This window comes from Candidatus Sulfuricurvum sp. RIFRC-1, from assembly GCF_000310245.1.
Classification (GTDB): domain Bacteria; phylum Campylobacterota; class Campylobacteria; order Campylobacterales; family Sulfurimonadaceae; genus Sulfuricurvum.
In genome coordinates this window covers 994,738-1,015,376 of record NC_020505.1, presented here as the reverse complement: position 1 = coordinate 1,015,376, position 20,639 = coordinate 994,738, and the positions used below count along the sequence as shown (strand labels likewise).

19 protein-coding genes and 1 tRNA gene are annotated in these 20,639 nt (G+C 40.2%); 7 read left to right on the top strand and 13 right to left on the bottom strand.

The genetic code is table 11. From position 1 onward, the window contains the following. Positions 1-14 precede the first annotated feature (14 nt). The 4 genes from B649_RS05240 to B649_RS05225 form a co-directional block, all read right to left on the bottom strand. Positions 15-1,808 carry a methanol/ethanol family PQQ-dependent dehydrogenase gene (locus B649_RS05240; RefSeq protein WP_015653472.1) on the bottom strand — a complete coding sequence of 598 codons (1,794 nt, stop codon included), beginning with the start codon at positions 1,806-1,808 and terminating at the stop codon, positions 15-17. A gap of 101 nt (positions 1,809-1,909) precedes the next feature. Continuing rightward, a complete protein-coding gene (locus tag B649_RS05235; protein ID WP_015653471.1) occupies positions 1,910-2,695 on the bottom strand; it encodes an ABC transporter permease in 786 nt (261 codons plus the stop codon). Next, entirely contained in the window at positions 2,688-3,425 is a 738-nt protein-coding gene (locus B649_RS05230) for an ATP-binding cassette domain-containing protein (RefSeq protein ID WP_015653470.1), read from the bottom strand. Before B649_RS05230 ends, B649_RS05235 begins: the two co-directional genes overlap by 8 nt. Position 3,426: 1 nt before the next feature. After that, the gene (locus tag B649_RS05225; protein WP_015653469.1) at positions 3,427-4,389 is read right to left on the bottom strand and encodes a PQQ-dependent catabolism-associated beta-propeller protein; all 963 of its coding nucleotides are present in this window, start codon (positions 4,387-4,389) and stop codon (positions 3,427-3,429) included. 121 nt (positions 4,390-4,510) lie between these two features. On the opposite strand from B649_RS05225, the gene B649_RS05220 reads away from it, so the two are divergent. Further along, on the top strand, positions 4,511-5,674 hold the full coding sequence (locus tag B649_RS05220; protein ID WP_015653468.1) for an ABC transporter substrate-binding protein: 1,164 nt from the start codon (positions 4,511-4,513) through the stop codon (positions 5,672-5,674). Beyond that, a complete protein-coding gene (locus B649_RS05215) occupies positions 5,659-6,129 on the top strand; it encodes a DUF302 domain-containing protein (protein ID WP_015653467.1) in 471 nt (156 codons plus the stop codon). Before B649_RS05220 ends, B649_RS05215 begins: the two co-directional genes overlap by 16 nt. Here B649_RS05215 and B649_RS05210 read toward each other — a convergent pair. From B649_RS05210 to B649_RS05195, 4 genes are read right to left on the bottom strand one after another with little or no spacing between them, the layout of a single operon-like run. Then, positions 6,123-6,521 carry a DUF411 domain-containing protein gene (locus B649_RS05210; protein ID WP_015653466.1) on the bottom strand — a complete coding sequence of 133 codons (399 nt, stop codon included), beginning with the start codon at positions 6,519-6,521 and terminating at the stop codon, positions 6,123-6,125. The genes B649_RS05215 and B649_RS05210 overlap by 7 nt on opposite strands. Further along, on the bottom strand, positions 6,518-7,222 hold the full coding sequence (locus tag B649_RS05205; protein WP_015653465.1) for an ABC transporter ATP-binding protein: 705 nt from the start codon (positions 7,220-7,222) through the stop codon (positions 6,518-6,520). The genes B649_RS05210 and B649_RS05205 overlap by 4 nt, the downstream gene beginning before the upstream one ends. A gap of 1 nt (position 7,223) precedes the next feature. Continuing rightward, complete coding sequence (locus B649_RS05200; protein ID WP_015653464.1) at positions 7,224-7,964, bottom strand: ABC transporter permease subunit; 741 nt, start codon at positions 7,962-7,964, stop codon at positions 7,224-7,226. 5 nt (positions 7,965-7,969) lie between these two features. Continuing rightward, positions 7,970-8,938 (bottom strand): transporter substrate-binding domain-containing protein, encoded by a 969-nt coding sequence (locus tag B649_RS05195; protein WP_015653463.1) that lies wholly within the window; start codon positions 8,936-8,938, stop codon positions 7,970-7,972. 154 nt (positions 8,939-9,092) lie between these two features. Between B649_RS05195 and pedF the strand changes: the two genes are divergently transcribed. Genes pedF through B649_RS05180 form a run of 3 tightly spaced genes read left to right on the top strand, consistent with a single transcriptional unit; the run spans position 9,093 to position 11,139 of the window. Further along, complete coding sequence (gene pedF, locus B649_RS05190) at positions 9,093-9,503, top strand: cytochrome c-550 PedF (protein ID WP_015653462.1); 411 nt, start codon at positions 9,093-9,095, stop codon at positions 9,501-9,503. A gap of 6 nt (positions 9,504-9,509) precedes the next feature. Continuing rightward, positions 9,510-10,376 (top strand): ABC transporter substrate-binding protein, encoded by an 867-nt coding sequence (locus tag B649_RS05185; protein WP_291750947.1) that lies wholly within the window; start codon positions 9,510-9,512, stop codon positions 10,374-10,376. A gap of 10 nt (positions 10,377-10,386) precedes the next feature. Continuing rightward, complete coding sequence (locus tag B649_RS05180; protein ID WP_015653460.1) at positions 10,387-11,139, top strand: thiosulfate oxidation carrier protein SoxY; 753 nt, start codon at positions 10,387-10,389, stop codon at positions 11,137-11,139. Positions 11,140-11,144: 5 nt separating this feature from the next. Here B649_RS05180 and B649_RS05175 read toward each other — a convergent pair whose 3' ends face one another. From B649_RS05175 to B649_RS05155, 5 genes are all read right to left on the bottom strand, one after another. Then, positions 11,145-12,338 (bottom strand): OprD family outer membrane porin, encoded by a 1,194-nt coding sequence (locus B649_RS05175; protein WP_015653459.1) that lies wholly within the window; start codon positions 12,336-12,338, stop codon positions 11,145-11,147. 266 nt (positions 12,339-12,604) lie between these two features. Then, complete coding sequence (locus B649_RS05170) at positions 12,605-13,888, bottom strand: hypothetical protein (RefSeq protein ID WP_015653458.1); 1,284 nt, start codon at positions 13,886-13,888, stop codon at positions 12,605-12,607. 310 nt (positions 13,889-14,198) lie between these two features. Beyond that, entirely contained in the window at positions 14,199-15,461 is a 1,263-nt protein-coding gene (locus B649_RS05165; RefSeq protein WP_015653457.1) for a type II toxin-antitoxin system HipA family toxin, read from the bottom strand. Between the two features lie 17 nt (positions 15,462-15,478). After that, positions 15,479-15,742, bottom strand: coding sequence for a helix-turn-helix transcriptional regulator (locus B649_RS05160; RefSeq protein WP_015653456.1), 264 nt, complete (start codon positions 15,740-15,742; stop codon positions 15,479-15,481). 159 nt (positions 15,743-15,901) lie between these two features. Then, positions 15,902-15,985: transfer RNA gene (locus B649_RS05155), tRNA-Leu, on the bottom strand. A 146-nt stretch (positions 15,986-16,131) separates the two neighbouring features. Here B649_RS05155 and B649_RS05150 point away from each other — a divergent pair. Both B649_RS05150 and B649_RS05145 read left to right on the top strand, forming a co-directional pair. After that, the gene (locus B649_RS05150; RefSeq protein WP_015653455.1) at positions 16,132-18,201 is read left to right on the top strand and encodes a flagellin; all 2,070 of its coding nucleotides are present in this window, start codon (positions 16,132-16,134) and stop codon (positions 18,199-18,201) included. 63 nt (positions 18,202-18,264) lie between these two features. Next, a complete protein-coding gene (locus B649_RS05145; RefSeq protein WP_291750967.1) occupies positions 18,265-20,532 on the top strand; it encodes a DNA translocase FtsK in 2,268 nt (755 codons plus the stop codon). The last annotated feature ends 107 nt before the right edge of the window (positions 20,533-20,639 follow it).

Below are 20,639 nucleotides of genomic sequence, written 5' to 3'. Positions count from 1 at the left end.
CAGCCTCCTTTTTTTTATTTGTGTAGTTTAAATACGTGAACCATTCCACCTTGTGAAATGTGTTTAATGGATTTAGCAACATCTCCGCCCCATAAAGGTACAGCTCCGCCCCAACCTGATACTACAGAGACATATTGCTCACCGTCTTGTTCCCAAGTGATCGGTGATCCAACGATTCCTGAACCCACTTGGAACGAATACAATACTTTTCCGGTTGCGTCATCTAACCCGAGAAGTTCACCTTCCGGTGTTCCTGTAAATACGATTCCGCCGGCTGTTGCAAGTACTCCACCCCATAATGGAGCTTTATTCTCGTATTTCCATTTGATTTTACCGGTTTTAGGATCGATTGCTTTAAGCGCACCGATGTGGTCTTGATATACAGGTTTGATGGTAAAACCAGCACCCATGTATGCAGCACCTTTTTTATACGTTACCGGTTGATTCCAGATGTCCATACCCCACTCATTTGCCGGGACGTAGAAGAAACCTGTATTTTGTGAATACGCCATTGGATTCCAGTTTTTACCGCCTAAGAATGATGGAACGGTAAATACGGTCTTCCCTTTTTCGCCATTGACCGGTACACCGGGACGATTTTCTTCGATAACAACAGGTTTCCCGTCTTTACCAATCTCTTTTGCCCATGAAATTTTGTCAACAAACGGCGAAGCACTGATGAATTTACCGTTTTCACGATTTAAGACATAGAAGAAACCGTTTTTATCGGCAGTTGCACCGGCTTTTACCGTTTTGCCTGAAGCATCTTTATAGTCAAACAAGACAAGCTCTGACATACCGTCAAAATCCCATCCATCGTTAGGCGTGGTTTGGTAATGCCATACAATTTCACCGGTACTAGGATTAATCGCAATTCTGCAAGCAGAATATAAATTGTCTCCAGATCTCTCATGAGAGTTCCATGGAGAAGGGTTCCCCGTCGGTACATAGATAAGATCAGTTTCAGGATCATACGTTACACCGTTCCACGGAGCCGCTCCGCCGTGTTGCCACTGATCGCCTTCCCATGTTGCGTTTAAGGTTCCGCTGATACCATTTTCTTTACCGTTAAGGTATCCCATGTGTCCCTCAACCGTTGGTCTGCTCCACACAATCTCTCCGGTTTTTGGATCACGGGCTTCAACTCTGCCGACAATACCGAATTCCCCACCCGATACACCGGTTATAAGAAGACCTTTAACAATCAAAGGTGCTGCTGTAAATGAATAACCGTCTTTATACTCTGCAATGGTTTTCTTCCATACAACTTTACCGGTAGCGCGATCAAGTGCTACAAGTTTAGCATCCAACGTTCCAAAGATTACGAGGTTGTCAATAAGAGCTGCCCCTCTGTTGATAACGTCACAGCACGGTAAGATCGCATCCGGAAGTTTTGCTTCATAAGCCCAGATTTCTCGTCCGGTTGCAATATCCAGAGCGTATAAACGTGAATACGATCCTGTTACATACATAACACCGTCTTTAACCAACGGTTGTGACTCTTGCCCACGCATTTTTTCACCGCCGAAGCTGAAATTCCATACCGGAACAAGATCTTTGATGCTCTTTTTATTGATTTGTTTCAATGTCGAGTAACGTTGCCCTTTTTGCCCTAAACCGTACGTAACAACATCACCTACAGTTTTATCATCATTGAGGATATCATTATATGTTACGGGATTAAATGAAGCTTTCACTCCACCTTTTTTTGCATTGTTAGTTAGACCTGTGCCCTGAGCAGCACAACCAATAAGAAAGGCAGCAAGTGTTACTGCAATCTTAGTAGTTAGCATTTTACTCTTTGTCATTCTCTACTCCTTCAATTTTAATTTAGCAACAAATTTAGGAAAATCTGTCATTGCCAAAAGTATACATAAGAAAAATAGCCTGAAATTAGCGATGCTAAATTTTAACTTTTTTTCAAAACCTTTTTTGACTTATATCCCATAAATGCGAGGCTTAGTGCCACTATGAAATAGAAAAAAATAATATAAAAGTTGGACAAATCGTATTTTAAATAGAGCGTAAAGCGGATAGATTCAACAATATACGTAAATGGATTGAAGGAACAGACGGTGTATAAGAAAAGCGATGAATCTTTTATCTTCCATAATGGATAGAGTGCAGAGCTCAAAAAGAACATCGGAAAAATAACAAAATTCATAATAGCCGCAAAATTTTCCAGCTGTTTGATAACCGATGAGATAAACAGTGCAAACGCGTTAAGGATAATCGATGTGAATAAAATGACCGGTATCGTAAGCACTATAGCGGTAATACTCAGCTCTATTCCATAAAAATAAGCGACGATTAAAAACGTTATCGCCTGTATCGTTGAGACGATGGCGGTTGCAAACATTTTACAAAAAAGCAAAAAATTTCTATTAATATAAGAAGTCAGTAATATTTTCATACTTCCCATCTCTTTATCAATAATCATGGTTAAAGAGCTTTGCATACCGTTGAAAAGCAAAATCATCCCCACAAGCCCCGGAACGATATAGGTTTCATAGGTTATATAGGACTCATAGGGGGGAATGATGGCTAAACCCAGGGCCGATGTAAAACCTGCTGAAAAGATAAAAAGCCACAATAAAGGGCGAACGAGTGCCGAAAAGAATCGGCTTTTTTCTTTTAAAAAGCGTAATAGCTCTTTATAAATGATCCCTTGGGCACAATAAAAATAGTTACGCATCAGGATTCTCCCTCGTCAAATATCTGAAGGTTTGGGTTAAGTCCGCTTGATTGTGCTCGGCTATAATCGCATCAACCTTGCCGGTTTGAAGAATCTTTCCTTTGTGAATAATGGCCAACGTATCACTCTCTTGAACCTCATCAAACAAATGGGTGATCCATAAAACAGAGAGCTCCCCTTTTTGAACTTTTCGGCGCAAATAATCCAGAATATCAAAGCGGCTTTTCAAATCGAGTCCAACCGTTGCTTCGTCCAGTAAAAGAAGTTTCGGTTTGTTAATGAGGGAGCGTACGATTTCAACCCGTCGTCTGTGTCCGCCGTTGAGTTTTTGCACCTTTGTATCCAGTTTTTCATCGAGGTCAAGATTGCTCAGTTCCTCTTTGATAGAGGCGATGGTCTCTTTAAAACTCAACCCTTTTAACGCACCGTAGTAGTAAAGATTTTGTCGGACGGTCAAATCCAAATCCAGCGTCGGTTCCTGAAAAACGATACCGATATCTTTAAGCGCTTTGCTGTAATTTTGTATCGTGTATCCATTGATCTTTATTGAGCCGGATTGAAGGTTCAAGAGTCTGGTTAGAAGAGAGAATATAGTCGATTTGCCTGCCCCGTTCAGTCCGAGCAAGACAGAAAAAGAGGCTTCTTCGATGGAAAATGAGATATTTTTAAGAACCATCTCCTTATCGTATGTGTGCGATACGTTTTCGAGCTCTAAAATATGTGTTTTCATCTTAGTTCGTCGGAATAACCGCTAGACCCCAAGGATAACGGCCTACTTTAATACTTTTGAGTACTTTTAGTCCATTAACATCGATCACAGAGACATCACCGCTAACACCGTTGGTCGTGTAAAGCTGCTGTTCATTCTCGACAAAGGCCATTTGCCATACCCGTTTACCGACCAATAGATATTTAATCACTTTAAAGGTTACAGCATCGACAACCGCGACATGATTCGCTGGCCCCAGTGCGACAAAAGCGTATTTGCCATCGCTGGTAAGTTTTATACCGACCGGTTGAATTTGATCTTTAAAGATTCCCGGTATTTTAAAGTTGATTTTTGCAATGCCCTTTTTTGACGCTGTATCGACAACCATAACCGTTCCCCCTATCTCTGAAGAGGCCCAAACCTTATCACCGCTTTTATTAAATTCTATATGTCTCGGTCTTTGGTCAACAAGTGTTGTATGCACGATTTTTTTCGTTTTGGTGTCAATCCAATGTAAAAAATTTGATGTCTCTGTTGTTACGATTGCAAGCTTTCCATTAGGGCTTACGGCCATACCCTCAGGTTCTATCCCGACCTCAATCTGTTTTAATACGCTTCTTTTCAGTGTATCGACAATCGTGACCAGTGCATCATTCTCATTCGCGATATAAAGCTCTCTCCCATTAGGATGCAAAGCAAACTGTTCCGGGTCTTCACCCGATGGCAGATTTGCAATCACTCGTTTGCTTTTGATATCCAGTATTTGTACGGTGTCATCATCACTGGCACACACATACAGTTGAGTTTTAGATTTATCGAGGAGAATCCCGCGCGGTCTTTGTCCAACACGTATCGTTTCGGTGACTTTCTGAGTTTTTGAGTCTATAACGGAAATCGAATTGTCTTTCTCATTGGATACGAATACCGTATCTGCCTGAACTCCAATACTGAGCAATAAAATGGTTGAGAGTGCAGTTTTTTTCATAAAAATCCCTTATGACTGATGTTGAAAATATTATACAAAATGTAAATAGCTCGAAAATAGCTATACACACGCTATTTATTTTTCCTATAATTGTCATACCATGATTTTCAGGAGATCAACTATGCGCTATGCACTACATTTACTGATTACAATCTTATTGTGTACCATCTCGCTGAGCGCTACAGATATGAGTGTCAAGATGCTGTATTTACATCAAAAAGTAAAACATCCTCCGGTCCTCTCAAATATCATCGAAAAGCCGGATGACTTGGGTTTGGCCGGGGCAAAAATGGCACTAGAAGACAGTCAAAAAAGTGCTCAATTTATGAATCAGAAGTACTCTTTGGATACGAAAGTATCGTATAAAGAAGATGAGCTCTTAAAAGCTTTTGAGAATTACGTAGACAACGGCGGTCGCTATGTGGTTGTAAACGTTCAAATCTCCCTCTTTCTAAAACTTATGAAGCACCCAAAAAGTAAGAATGTTCTTATATTTAATACCGGATTGAATGATACCAGCCTGCGAATGTACTACTGCAACAGTAATCTTTTGCATACTATTCCAAGTGATGCGATGCTGTATGATGGATTAATGCAATTTCTTGTAAAGCGAAATTTCAAAAACATCTTCTTGCTCCAAGGCAAAACAGTCAAAGACAAACATATTGCTATTGCCATCCGAAGAGCTGCCAAAAAATTCGGTGCCACAATCGTAAAAGAGAAAATTTGGAATAACACAACAGATATTCGCAGAAAAGCGGAAGATGAACTCCCGGCATTTACCCAAAGCGATGACTATGATGTTATCGTTACGGCAGATTATTTTGGCGATTTCGGAGAATTTGTCTATTTCAACTCGTGGTTACCACGTCCGGTAGCCGGTACTCAGGGGCTTACGCCGGTAATGTGGCATAAGAGTATCGAGCAATGGGGGGCGGCACAAATGCAAAACCGCTTTGAAAAACATGCATCACGTTGGATGGAGTCTGAAGACTTTGCTGCGTGGGTCGCAATCCGAACCATTGCAACATCCCTCATGCACACGAACACAAGCGAAGTTAAAGCGAATATTGCCTATATTCGTTCAAATGAATTTGAGTTATCAGCCTATATGGGGAGAAAACTCTCTTACCGAAACTATAATGGACAGCTGCGAATGCCTATCTCTTTAGTTCATCCAAAAGCGCTTATTTCCACCTCGCCGCAAGTCGGTTTTTTACATCCGATAACCGATTTAGATACCCTGGGTATCGCGGCATCTGAGATGAAATGCAAACGAAAATAATCTTTTTTCTCTATCTCTTCTTAACAGGAGAACTCTATGCAGAGAATATTCGTACCGAAACACCCGAATATATCTCCTATAAAGTTAGCGATAGATCATTTGAAGAGGTGCAATTACGCATCAGCAATGAACTGCAAGTCAATGCATTTAACATCGTATACGAGATAAATATAGCAAAAGCCTTAGAAGCGGTATCCAAAAGTTTAGACAAACAACCGCTTCTAAAAAATGCGATCAGTATAGGTTTTTGTAAACCCTCTGTCAGTTATCAGCTCGTGGCTAAAAGTATCGATACTCTGCTGTATTGTCCATTGAAGCTGGTAATTTTTCAGCCACAAGATAGCTCGGACATTACGGTCTCTTTTCTAAAAACACCGAGACTGAGTGATCAAGTGGATCCGAAAAACGTGGATGAGATGATCGAAAATATCATTTCATCCGGTTTGGATCAATAGGTTCCATAAAGCTTGTATATCTTATCTGGATACAGGATATAGACCTTTTTTACCGCTTCATTGTTTTGGCTGGCAGGCAGGCTGAGTCCGATTGCGCCTGCGGGTTTCTCCTTCATAAACTTTTTAATAGCCTCCGGCGGGACATTCCCCTCAAAAACATAATCACCTAAAATTGAAGTATTGCAAGATTGAAGTTCTTTTGGAATACCTATATCACTTTTAAGTCCTTTAATATCTACTATCGACATAATCTCCGGCTTAGCTATGCTCATTTCTATCTCACTTAGCCACGATGCAGGGCATGAGCTTGTGACAGGTTTATAGATTTGCATTTTGAGGTCTTCCGCATTGGCAAATGAGAGCATCAATAGTATGAGCGTTCTTTTTTTCATAATTTTCCTTCTAAAATATTGGGATGCAGGGATAATATATTCTCTTTTATCACGTCTACCTGTGTAGGATAAAGCGTATCAAAACAGTGGTTTTCGTTGATGTGGGTCATAATGTTTCCGGTAACTTCACCGCCTAAAAAGAGAATTTTTTGTGAAAGCGAAATCGCTTCGTCAAGATCATGGGTAACCAAAATCACCGCAGGATTAAAACTTTTGCAAAAGAGCATCAAATCATTTTGAAGCGCGAGAGAGGTAGGTCTGTCCAGAGATACAAACGGCTCATCCAGTAAAATGAGCTTGGGACGGTTGATAAAAGCTCTTACAAGAGAAACTCTTCGTGCCATACCGCCGGAGAGATTTTTGGGGTAGGTATTGAGGGTATGTTCTAATCCCACCATACGCAAAAGCTTAAGTACCTCCTCCTGATCGCCGACTTTATCCACAACAGCAATATTTTCTCTGACGGTAAGCCATGGCAAAAGCCTAGGCTCTTGAAACATCATCCCGATGGTATCTCTGTCGATGTCAATCGACCCCTCAAAATCGTTATCCAAAGAGGAGATGAGCCGGAGCAGCGTCGTTTTTCCGCATCCCGATGGACCGATAATAGAGATAAATTCTCCTGATTTAAGGCTAAAACGTATATCTTGAAGTATCTCTTTCTCAGCATACTTTTTACGAGTGATATCTATGTTAAGCATATTATCTCCACTTGGATATTTGCGTATCGATAGGTCTAAAAATAAAACTTTCGATCAAAAGAATGATAATGATGAAAGAAAATGAATAGGCCAGTATCGAAGTGATATCAAAAAACTGAAAAAACATGGAAAGCTGAAATCCGATCCCATCGCTTCTACCTAATAGTTCGACCACTAGGACAATTTTCCAGATCAATGAAAGACCGTTTCTCGCACTTGCAATGATATAAGGGTAGAGTTGTGGGATATAAAAGACAAATAGCATCTTGTATCGGGATACTTTATAGATGTAGGCAACTTCAATCAGTCTTTTATCGATGGCTTTTACCCCTTCTCGTATGTTGACGATGACGGTTGGTACTTTATTGATGACGACGGCTAAAATCGCTGCAACATCGCTCAAACCAAACCAGATATAGCAGAGCATAATAACCACAAGTGCGGGCATATTCAGCCCCAATACGAGGAGAGTATCAAGCGCTGCATCAATTTTTTTGAAGTTACCCATCAACAGACCAAAAGCAATCCCAAGAGGCATGGCAATGAGAAAAATCATAGCAACGCGGTACAAAGTAATACCGAGATGATGCAGAAGTTCTCCACTGGAAATGTGCTCAATCAGGCTACTCAAAACATTTACCGGCAATGGAAGCATGGGAGAATCAGAGAGGAGTGCTGTGACATGCCAAAGTGCAATAAGGAAAAAAACAGATCCTACGCGCAGATACAGAAGATTGAGCATCTCTATTACCGCACACTATTAGGTTTATAGGGCCAAAACATCGTTTTATCAAAATGTTTGGAGTCACCAACGAGGCTTTTACCACCGGTTTTTTCCAAAATTGTATATATTTTTTCAATTCCATTAATTTCATTTTGGGTGAACTTATCAGGAATTCCCTCACGATACCCTTTTTTTAACGCTTCAAAAGCGGCATCGTCTTTAACGTGCATAAAGGGTCGTAATGCATTCCATGCCGTGTCATCGTGTTTGAGTATTTTATTCGCCTCATGCGAAGCTTGTAAAAAACCGTTGATCATATTTTTATTCTCTGCCGCAAATGGCCGCTTGAATACCCATCCGGTAAAGGGGATATCTTGATTGTTAATGCCGAAGCTTCCTAAAACTTCCCGAACCGAGGATATGGGTGTCATCCCTTTTTCATCCAGTAATACATTGTAGTGCCAAAAGTTGAGTACAGCGTCTAAACTTCCATCCGACAACTTAGCATTCAGAATCGGAGGTGCGGCAAATACGATCTCTGCATGGCTTGAGAGATCAATCCCCAGTTTTTGTTGAGCATACGCTTTGTAGAGTAACCAGCTTTTATCCATCGCCCCTCCGGCGACACCCAGTTTTTTCCCTTTTAAATCACCAAGAGTACGGTAACGTGAATTATTGGTATAGATTCCTCCCAGTCCTGTGGAATAAGGGTAAAAATAGAGGGAAAATTTAGGATAATTTTGTCGGTTGACCCAGACCCAGTCATTGACGATTACATCGACACTATCGGCTTGAAAAGCGACGGCAACACCATCTTTAGACGCTAGTTCTTTAATTTCAAGATCAAATCCGTATTTCTTGTCCAGTTCTCGTGACTTTATCGTCATCAATTCCCAATTAACGGTTCCATATGCCAAAACGCCAACCTTAAGCTGATTATTGCTTCCATATAGTAGAGATAAATAGAGCAACAGTAAAACAAAAATTTTCATAAATAACACTCCTACTTCTATAATATTTCCAAATCATTTTAGTACAGGTTTATAGCTTGAATATAGCAGTAAAAATTTCTTTTTAAACGCTATTATCAGGCTATTTTCATACTTTATAATTTCCAAATCACAAAAGATTAGAAAAGGAGTTAGTATGAAAAAATCTCATACGCTTGGAGTGGTAGCATTGCTATCAGCAACATTATTAATGAGTCACGGAAACGTAACCCCTCAGCCGGTAGATACTAAAGGTTTGGCACCCTTAGGAACAGCTTGGCTAGAAAAGAACCCTTACGAAGGAAATGCAAAAGCCATTGAAATTGGTAACCATGCTTACGCAGAAAACTGTGCTCGCTGTCATGGATTGGACGCAATCTCTGGCGGTGTTGCTCCGGATCTTCGCTACCTTGATAGAGGTGTAGAAGGCGATGCATGGTTTATGGAGAGAATCCGTGGTGGAGCTGTCCGAAATGGCAATGTCTATATGCCTCCATTCGAAGGTGTCATTAATCAAGAAGCTATGTGGTCAATTCGTTCATATTTGATGACTGTTAAACCTGACTAATTTGTCATGAAACTTCTAGCGGTCATCATTAGTACACTAATCATTACTCTTTGCTCGTATGCACGGAGTACTGAGGATATACAATCCTGCGGTGAGATCGTCATAGCCGTCTATAATGACTTTCGTCCCTATTCGTATATGGAGAACGGTGAAGCCAAAGGGATTGATGTTGAGATCGGCAAACATATTGCTGCATCCCTCAATGTTAAGCCAAAATGGTACTTTACAGAGGCTGATGAGAATCTCGATGATGACCTTAGAAATGTGGTCTGGAAGGGAAATCCTGTTCATAAAACGCGTGCCGATGTTATGCTGAGGATCCCCTATGACTATGATTATATGCGACAAGTAGATGCTACGAGCGGAGAGCTTCAAACAGAAATGGTTGCTATAAAATCACCCTACCATGCGGAAAAATGGGTTATTGTTACCCACAAAGATGTCATACCGAAGGTTAACACGTTGGGCATATTTGCCTATCACACCATAGGTGTGGAGTTAGATACCCTTCCGGATAAACATCTCTCCATGAAAAATGGAGGGTTACTCAGAAAAAATGTTAAACGCTACGCTAAGTTTGACGATGCCGTCTTGGATTTTAAAGCCGGAAAAATCGATTCCCTGGCAGGCTTAAAATCTCAAGTAGAGTTTTTACTTGATTACAATAATAATCAGGATAAATACACTATGACCAATGAGGTTTTGGGGATAAAATCCATTTGGGATATAGGTATAGCCGTTCGGAGTGATTATCGTGACTTAAGCTATCACATCGATGGCGTAATCACAGAGTTGCATGAGAACAAGATCTTAGAAAAAATATTCGACACCTATCATGTAACCTATACTAAACCTATTTCCTACGGACCTTAAAGGAACATGCATGTCTTCAACCCTATCCAAACTTCTAATCTTTATTCTCCTGCTCACTGTAAATGCACAAGCAAAAAATCCGATTTATTCACCCACTTTTGACGATCTGCTCCAAAAAACACTTCATGGCGCAAACTACTCTTTTGATGATATAAACATCACCATAGATGTCCCGAAATTTGCAGACAACCCTACCCATGTACCCATCGTTATCGATGCTTCCAAGATCAAAGATGCAAAAAGGATGATCGTATTCGCCGATTTAAACCTCATTCCTGAGATTATGGATGTCAAACTTTTAAACCTTAAAGCCATTTTCTCTTTTAGTATCCGTGTTGCCCAAGAAACACCCATACGCGTACTCGTTGAAGATACAAACGGATTATGGCATATCGGCAGTGCGAACATCAAAAGTTTTGGCGGCGGATGTTCACCAAGTACACCGGAAGAGAGTAAAAAGTTTGCCCTACTTTTGGGTAAACACAAAAGTCATACACTGCGACAAAACAAAACCTACATCATAAAATTTTCGATATTCCATCCTATGGAAACAGGGTTAATGTTCGGAACCAACCCCTTTTACATCAAACATCTTGAGTTATACAGCAACAAAGAGTTACTTGCAACTATGGAGCTTACTTCAGCAATCAGTCAAAATCCGACTATGGTTTTTGAGACGATGGGTGGGGATGGTACTTACACTATCGAGTTAGAAGACAGTGATGCAAACAAGTACCATATTTCCACTAAAGTAGATAACTAACCCTTCTAGAAGTTATAGTTCATGCGTACGAGAAAACGATCATACCCACCGTTATAGAGTCCGTCTTCGGAGGTATTGTTGTTTTTGTCATCAAGTATCGCATAGTTTACCTCGACACTAAGGGCTTTATTGATCTCATAACTTGCGATTAAATCAATCTCTTTCTCTCTCATATCTTCCGGTGCACTTTTAAAACCTGCATAGATAGCGGTCAATGTCAGACCTTCCAATCCTACCTCTTCCATATCCAACTCTGCACTGAACAAATACGCTTTTATATCTTCGAAATGATCAAGATTCATTTCTTCCGTATCAACCAGATAGGCTCCATTACCAAGACCGCTGATGATAAATTTTCCCGTACCATTGGAAGCTTCGTTATACGCTGTGCCGAGGGTAAGCATACCGATATTCAGATTTGCACCGATTCCATAAACAGTGCCATCCACGCCCGAACCATTCTCTTCTTTAAATTTCATCCATTGTCCTACGAATTCTAATCCATTGGTTTGATTGAAAGAAAGGGTGTAGCTTGCGTCAGTATAGAAGATATCCGTGAGTTTATCGATACCGTAATACCATCCTTGTAATTCGAGATTCTCAACACTCTCGTTAATGATACCGATAACAGCTGCACCGTTACTATCAGTAGTAACCTTTTTGAATTTAGAAATGTCATCCTCCGAGTCGTATCCGGCCCATCGTGTAATGTATCCTCCGACGAGTGTTGTTTCATCAACCCCTTTGTACGTCGCTATCGCTGCTTCAAAAGTATTCGGGTGCATACGGATATCATCAGTATCAGCGAATGGAGTATCGATAAGCTGGCGACCGACACGCAAGCTAATATCATTCGCACTGTAATCGATATAGGCTTCACCGAGATAAGCGTATGATTTGGTATCTTCTGCAAATAAATCAGGATTTGCTTCTCCCGCATCGAAATTCCCGGTTGCAAAATGGAGTTTTTGACTTACATATGCCCCTGCACCCAATTTAATATTATTCCATGCCGCACTCTCGTATTTGAGTATGCCACCGATCGAAGTACCATAGGTATCTTCATCCACTTCATTGTTCTGGCTTACATATACCGCACGAATCTCTCCGCTTGCTTTCCCCGCTACAAATGCCTCATCAATACTTGAAGCATTCAATGCTACTGTAGCCGCTAAGCTCATTACTGCCGCTTTTTGCATGTAATTCCTTACTGTTTTTTTATTATTAGATAAGTATATAGAATGAAAATAGCTCTGAAATAGCCGTTTAATAGGGGAATACGCAGTATGATTTTTGTTTTTGATTAGTAATACTGAAGAAAGACGGAGCACCTAAAGGGCCCCAGACTTTCTCCCCTTCTTCTCATCATTACCTTATTGACGTCGACGAAACTTCACTATAGGTTCAAAACTTTTCATAAAAAGGAGGGTTCATCCCCGAAGGGATGAAAGTTGCATACTGATTCTTAGAAGTTAAGAGTCAAACGTGCTTGAATAGAGTTAAATTGTGAACCGCTATTTTGATCATCAGCATCCGTAGAGATGTACGCCAAAGTAGTGTCCAATGCCCCAAAAGATTTTGTTGCAGACAAAGCAAGCTCTTTCATATCTTTATTGGTTTTATCGATACTTACGTTTGTATAGTAAGCGCCAAATTTAGCGATATCCTGTACATTATATTGAGCACTCAAATTCCATGATTCTGCATCAGGAGTACCTACATATCCATAGTTCCAAAAGGCTTCCGTATACAATTTTGATTGAGCTTTTACCGTGTTATTTGTAGCAAGGTTAGCAACTTTAAAAACACTATCTTTATCTATGTCTGAATAGGCGGCAGATACTTTAAAATTTTCGAGACCTTCATATCCAACTTTGAATGCATACCCTTTTGAGTCATGAACACCTTGATATACACCTTTTGGACTAATTTCGGTGTATTGAGCACCCAATGTTAGACCTTTAACCATATCGCTATTAAGATCGCCTTGTAACCAGAAAGCATCTGCAGCATTGACAACATTGTAATACCATGCTTGTGCTGTAAGCGGTTTGTATGAGTTGTTGATAAGAGCAAATACATTGGCACCTTTTGCTCCGTGTGTACCGAATGTTCCATTCGCACCCACAATCCCATCGAGACCAATACCTGAAGTATTATCAGCAATACCAGTGGCACTGTTGACCGTTGAAGCATCTGCAGTATATCCAACAGCATTTACACCATTACTGTGTCCAGCATATACAGCAACCAAAGTTGTATCGGGAATATCTTGGTTGATAAGAACAAAAGCTTCATAGCTATTCGGAGCAACAGACCACATTTCACTAAATGAAAGAGGTGAATCGAGCAGCATACGACCTGCTTTCACAGTTGTATTACCATACTTCGCGGCAATCCATAGTTCACCGATCCATGCTTCATCAGAAACATCATTACCGGCACCCGAGTTAGTAGCTGTATGCGCACTTGACCATGTATTACTTACCAAATTGTTTTCAAGACCAAGCGTACTGATCGCATACCCAGTCACACCAAAAGTGACATTCTTCAGAAGCTCTCCCGTTACACCCAGACGAAGAGCAGTATCTGCTGCACTTGATGCTTTACTAAAAAGATCATTTGGGTTTTTATCGTCCGTATTGTAGTAAAGTTTAGCATCACCGCTTACCTTTACATTGTCGAATGCGAATGCATTTACTCCGAGCAATAATGCTGCAGCTAGACTCATGCCTACCACTTTTTTCATATCATCTCCTTCAATCTATTGATTTTCATTAAATAAACAATATCTAATATATAGATATTATTAATACAATTCAAAATCATGGGATAAGTATATAGAATGTAAATAGCGTTGAAATAGCGATAAATAGAAACTTTTATCGCCAGCATGGATGTGATGGAAAGGATGAAATGAGAGTGATTCCAAACAGGTTAGAATCTATTAAATAGGGAGTTTTAAGGTGTAAACAACGTGTATTTCATTTTCAAAACAACAATGAAATACCTTTATCAGCTCAATCTCTAATGCTAAAATTCTTTAGTGTCGATACTTTTTATTTTTTCAAAGACTGATCAACTGTAGCCATTAATGCGATAATCTCTTCTCCCCATCGTCCAACACCATACTGTATTGCAAGCTCAATAAGAAACGTATGCTTAATCTCGATAACTTTAGAAATGATCTCATCGCAATTTTGGATTTTAAACTCTTCACCCATATGGATGAGATGTTTCCGATCAATGGATGAAATATTTTTGAGATTGAAAAGCATTTGATGGTGTTTGTTGTAAGTGAAGGTCAGATCGTATGCCGGTGCCGCCCTCCACTTACCGCTTTTATCCATAAGATACGAGATATTACGGCTATGATCATCTTTGTTTCCGTAAACGATATTAAAGATCATGATCCGATAAAGGTTAACCATATCTTCATGGGGAATGTTGAGCTTTAGCCCTACTCGAAAAGCGTTCATATAATCGAATGTCGTCTCGGCAGGATTATGATGCATCAGTCCAGAGAGTGAATGCATGTGAAATCGTTCAACCCCATTTGAAGTTTTTTTAATATCGAATCGCTCAACGGCGAAATGAACGCCACCATCCGTTTCAATGAGTGACGTCTCAGGCATACTAATCCCGCATTTTTTTGCACATAGCGCATAGATATGCTCAGTGATTGTCTTGGATATCTTTTCTTCCTCATAGGGTGTGGCAATACCGCGATTGGCTCCATATATGAGGTTATCGAATTTGATGATGGAGTGGGTAAACTTATCGGGAATAGTTTCCCCTTTCTTACCGACAAATATCTCTTTGCTCTGATAGTTAAGTCCCACAATCGCTTTTGGTCTGGCACCGGAGGCTGCCGAGCTGGATATGGCGATGATTTTTGCCAATGAGAGTTCCGCTTTACCGCTTAGAGCCATTTTGGTTTGTTCGTAGAGTTCTTTTGCTTGAAGTACAACCCCGTCACCATCATTCTCCTTCAATATCGACGGTTCATACGTCAGGGCGCCCATCGTATTATCACCAATAAATTGCAAGGTTTCAATCACCGAAGGGTGATATTGAAAATGCTGAACAAAAAAATCGTTGAGATATTCTTGACCGTATTGCCCAGGAAGGCTGTCATTGATTAATCCCGGTAAGCCGTGTTGAAATGCAAGATGGGAAAAATCGTAGAGTTTGTTTTTCTCTTTGAGTTGGATAGGAGAAAAAGGCAGATCAGTATTCGGAGAAAGGGCAAATAGGTTTTTACCGTTATGCTCAACCAGTTTGCCGATTGTCTCGCCCCATGCTTTTACGGATAATTCCATAATACTTTGCCCTGCCCTTACCACTTGATTTTCAGATTTTCATTCTCATCGATTAAAAGAGCTTCCAGCTCACCGATAGAATACAATCCTCTTAGCGTATCAACAAAGTTATTTAAAGAGATAAGTCCTGTTTTTTCAAACCGTGCATAGGTGCTGAATTTCACTCCGATATGCTCGGCAAATTCTTTCTGAGACAGTCCAATCTTCTTGCGCTTTGCTTTCGCACGAGAAGCTAATTCCGTGACAATCTCTTTAGTCGTTGCGAGTTCAAATGGTGTCATAGATATCCAATAAATAATATATTAACGATATTGTAGTCTTATTTAGTAAAATCGTCAATATATTAATTATAAATAAACAAATTTGATATTAAAGAATATATCTGATTTTTTCATTATGTCGAATTTTTGGATTATTTTGGAGTGATTTGAATAAGGAGGTGGTACCAGTGGCCGGACTCGAACCGGCACATATCGCTATACCGGATTTTGAATCCGGCGTGTCTACCATTTCACCACACTGGCATGTGTTTGAAGAGGTGGAATTATAGGTTTGGTTTGCTTAAAACTACGTAAAAGAGCTTTTACTAATCATTTTTCCTTTTTTGCCGATAATAGAGTATGGAACTTTTATTGCTTAATAGACATAAGCTTACACAAAAGGATTTGACGTGAGAATTACATCAAGCTCTTACTATAATAATATTTATGCTGAAAATAATAAACTAAACAAACAATTATTTGATGTCAACAAACAAATTTCATCCGGTATGAAAATTCAATATGCCCATGAAGATCCTGGTGTATTTATTGATACGTTGCGTTTAGATAATGAAATCACAACACTGGGACAAGTTAAAAGCAGTGCGCAAAGTGCTTATAAAATATCAACCCAAACCGATACAACAGTGGGTGAGCTCGTCAAAACGCTCGAATCCATGAAAGTGAAAATGGTCAATGCCGCGAATGCTGTACATTCTGACACCAGTATGCAAGCCATTGCAAAAGAATTGCGCGGGCTCCAAAATCATCTACTAACATTAGCCAATACCTCTATCGGCGGACAATACCTCTTCTCTGGAACCGCTACTTCAGTTAAACCGATCGGAGCCGATGGAACATATCAAGGAAATGATCAAGATTTGGAAGCTTTCTTGGGCTCAGGGATCAAACAAAAGTACAATATCAGCGGATCTCAACTTTTTTTGGGGGAAGAAAGTAAGATCAATCGTACAATCAGTTCTAACGTACCGCAAATGAGTTTAAATAATTTGTATCCTGATATTATGGAAGACTCCAGTATCTCACGCGATACCTCAACAGAGACCTATATCACCGGTTCGAGTACAATACGTGATCTCATGGGGGATAACGATACAAATTTAACCAATGACGCTGCGAGACAATCGTATTTTTATGTTCAAGGAACAAAAAGCGATGGGGAAAGTTTCAAAAGCAAAATTACTCTCAACATGAATGATACGATGGATGACCTCATGCAAGAGATCGCTGATCTGTATGGTAATAATCAGGTTGATATTTCACTCAATGTACAGGGACAAATTGAAATTTCTGACAAAAAAATGGGTTCAAGCAAGCTCGATTTTCACATGGTTGGTGCAGTTGATTTTTCAGGTGGTGCAGCAGCCAATATTACCGATATCGATGCTCTTCATGCAGGTTCTACCGATTTTGAAACCGCAGCGGTTACCACACCCGGTCTGTATGTTAAAGAATTTACAAAAAGCAGTTTAGATACTCCCTCAAGTGTTCTAAATACAATTGAAGGGGTCAATTACGATCGTACCAATTTTGAGCAAGAGGGTGCAAAGCTTCTCTCTAACATTTCGCAAATTGACAAAACAACTAATTCCTATGCGACGCCTACCAGTAAACTAGTTGATGTAGCAGGTGTTAGCAGTTTGAATACGCAGCAGCTTATCATTGAGGGCGTTGATATTACGGGTACAGCATTTACCGCTCAAATTGATTTAGCCACAGCAGGTTCAACATTTTCTTTAGACGGCGGTACAACCAATTTTAGTATCTTTAATACAGACAGCACACTGAGAAGTGCAGTTGATGCCGATGAAATGACGTATCAACAACTTTTAGACGTTGTAAATATGGCGATGAGTGGGAATCTACCCGCCACAAATACTGCGGCAGACTACGACGCAGCAATTACTACCGCCAACACCCAATCATCTACAACACTTGATTATGCCGGAAAAATGGTTTTTGAAGACAAATTGAATACAGTAACCGGTGCATCCCTATCAATTTATGATGCAGCTTCAGATGATTACAGCACTACAACCGGAAATATCTTAACGTTTAATGCCAACAGTGCCATCACTATTCGTGATCCAAAAACTGATTTTTTTACCCAAATTGAAGAGATGATACGCTCTGTTGAAGAGGGTAAAAAGCGAGCTGACGGCACGGATGCATCAGATCCCCGTAATCTTGGTGTCCAAAATGCGATTCAAAGGATGGACGATTTAAGCGATCATGTCAGCCGCCTACAAACCGAAGTTGGATCTTATTCTCAAGTATTACAAGCATCATCGGATCGTTCCGATATGCTCATTATCAGTACGAAAACACTTCAATCGGATATTATTGATACCGATGTGGCTGAAGCGACCCTACGCATGCAGCAGTTAAGTCTCAATTATCAAGCAATGCTTTCAAGCATCTCTAAAGTTTCACAGCTTTCTCTCGTCAATTATTTATAGCAATCTGCAATAAAAGGGGTTTCTCTCCCCTTTTTTGCTATAATCTAACTACTTTTCAACCTGATTCAAGGATCTACCATTTTACGCGACACATTATTTATTACCGGCTTTGGTATTTTATTTTATTTAGGAATCGCAACCATTATCGGTGATGCTTCCATTATCGGTGCCTATGGTGCATCATTTGCACAGACAAATGTATATGTGTTTGGATATGTTGCCTATACCTACTTGTTACTTCTCATGGTTCCACTTTTTTATTGGTATAAATTTGATGGCGAAATGCATCGTCGCTATGAAATGACAGGGATTTTTACCTTGCTCTTTTTTGCTTTGCTCTTTTTCCAAGCTATTGTTGTCGAGGGGATGTATCGCGGGGCATTCGGCGGAGCTATTGTTGACTTTTTATCCATCTATATCGGTTCATTCGGGCTTTGGATACTGTGGCTGATGATGGTCACCGTCTCGATTGTACTGGTAATGGAGCAAAGCCTCTCGGAATTAGCTCAACCGCTCAAAGAGTATATGGACAAACCTCTAAATGCTCCCAAACCATCCCAAAATACACAACATTCCCCTGTCGTTAAAAGTATCCCTATTGAAGAACCCTCGTATACTTATCCAGAGAGTAACTATACTGATCCTTATCCTTCATACGAAGAAACACCTAGCCCTATTAACGATACTTTCACACCACCACAAGCATTGGAGCCTTCAGCCTTTCTTGAAAGTCCATTAGAAGATTCATCCGTTTTAGAAACACCTTCGCTGCAGATGGATACCCCGAAAGAATCCACCATTCTCAGCATGGCAAAAAAAGTAAAAGAATCAAAACAGCACGCTCTTGTGGTCGATGAGCTTGAAGAAAATAAAATGCTATTGGATCAAATTGATAAAGGGTTCAGTGAAAAACCAAAAAACTTCAAACTTCCATTGGTTGAATTCTTTCAAAATCCTCCCAAAAAACAAACCTTGGTCGATGAAGCAGAACTCGATGATAAAATCCGAGATCTAATCGAAAAACTGGGACATTTTAATATCGACGGTGACGTTGTACGTACTTATGCGGGACCTGTCGTCTCGACTTTTGAATTTAAACCTGCCGCGAATATCAAAGTCTCCAAAATTCTAGGTCTTCAAGACGACCTTGCAATGGCACTCAAAGCTCAAACCATCCGTATCCAAGCTCCGATACCGGGTAAAGACGTTGTAGGAATTGAGATACCGAATAAAACGGTAGAGACGATTTTCCTGCGTGAAATGCTGGAGAGCAAGCTCTTTCAAGAAGCGGCATCTCCTCTGACACTGATATTGGGTAAAGATATCGTTGGGAATCCGTTCATCACCGATTTAAAAAAGCTCCCCCATCTCCTTATCGCCGGTACCACCGGAAGCGGTAAAAGTGTTGGGATCAATTCTATGATTTTAAGTTTACTCTATAAAAATTCACCCGACCAACTCCGTCTTTTGATGATCGATCCAAAGATGCTTGAATTTTCAGTTTATAACGACATTCCTCATCTTCTAACCCCCGTTATCACAAAACCCAAAGAGGCTATCTCAGCCCTCAATAATATGGTCAGTGAAATGGAACGTCGTTATCAGCTGATGAGTGAAACACGTACCAAAAATATTGAAAATTACAACGAAAAAGCAAAAAGTGAAAAACGTGATCCTCTTCCCTATATTGTTGTCATAATCGATGAGTTGGCCGATCTTATGATGACCAGTGGTAAAGATGTTGAATATTCTATCGCCCGTTTGGCTCAAATGGCACGCGCGAGCGGTATCCATCTCATCGTAGCTACCCAGCGTCCGAGTGTCGATGTCGTCACTGGACTTATCAAAGCCAATCTACCCTCACGCATCAGTTATAAAGTGGGACAAAAGATCGATAGTAAAATCATTCTTGATGGAATGGGAGCGGAATCGCTTCTCGGACGCGGTGATATGCTCTTTACCCCTCCTGGTATGAGCGGATTGGTACGACTTCATGCACCATGGAGCACTGAAAGTGAAATTGAAAAAGTAGTTGATTTCCTCAAATCACAACGCGAGCCAGATTATGATCGCCGTTTCTTAGCTGATAATGGCAGTACCCTAAAAGGTAGTAATGAAAATATCGATAACAAACCGCTAGATGAACTGTATGAAGAGGCTAAAAACATTATCCTTATGGAGCAAAAAACCTCTATCAGTTACCTCCAACGCCGACTTCAAATCGGATATAACCGCTCTGCTACGCTGATAGAACAACTTGAAAACAACGGTATTCTTTCCGCGCCAAATTCCAAGGGTAATCGCGATATCATCGCCAATGACCCTTTTTAATTCTCCTTTCGGAGAATCTTCCTATTTTTCTCAATTTGTAACGCTTTTTTCTCCTCTTTCCTCTGCTTTATTTTTTAATGCTCTATAGTAAAATCATAAATGTTACA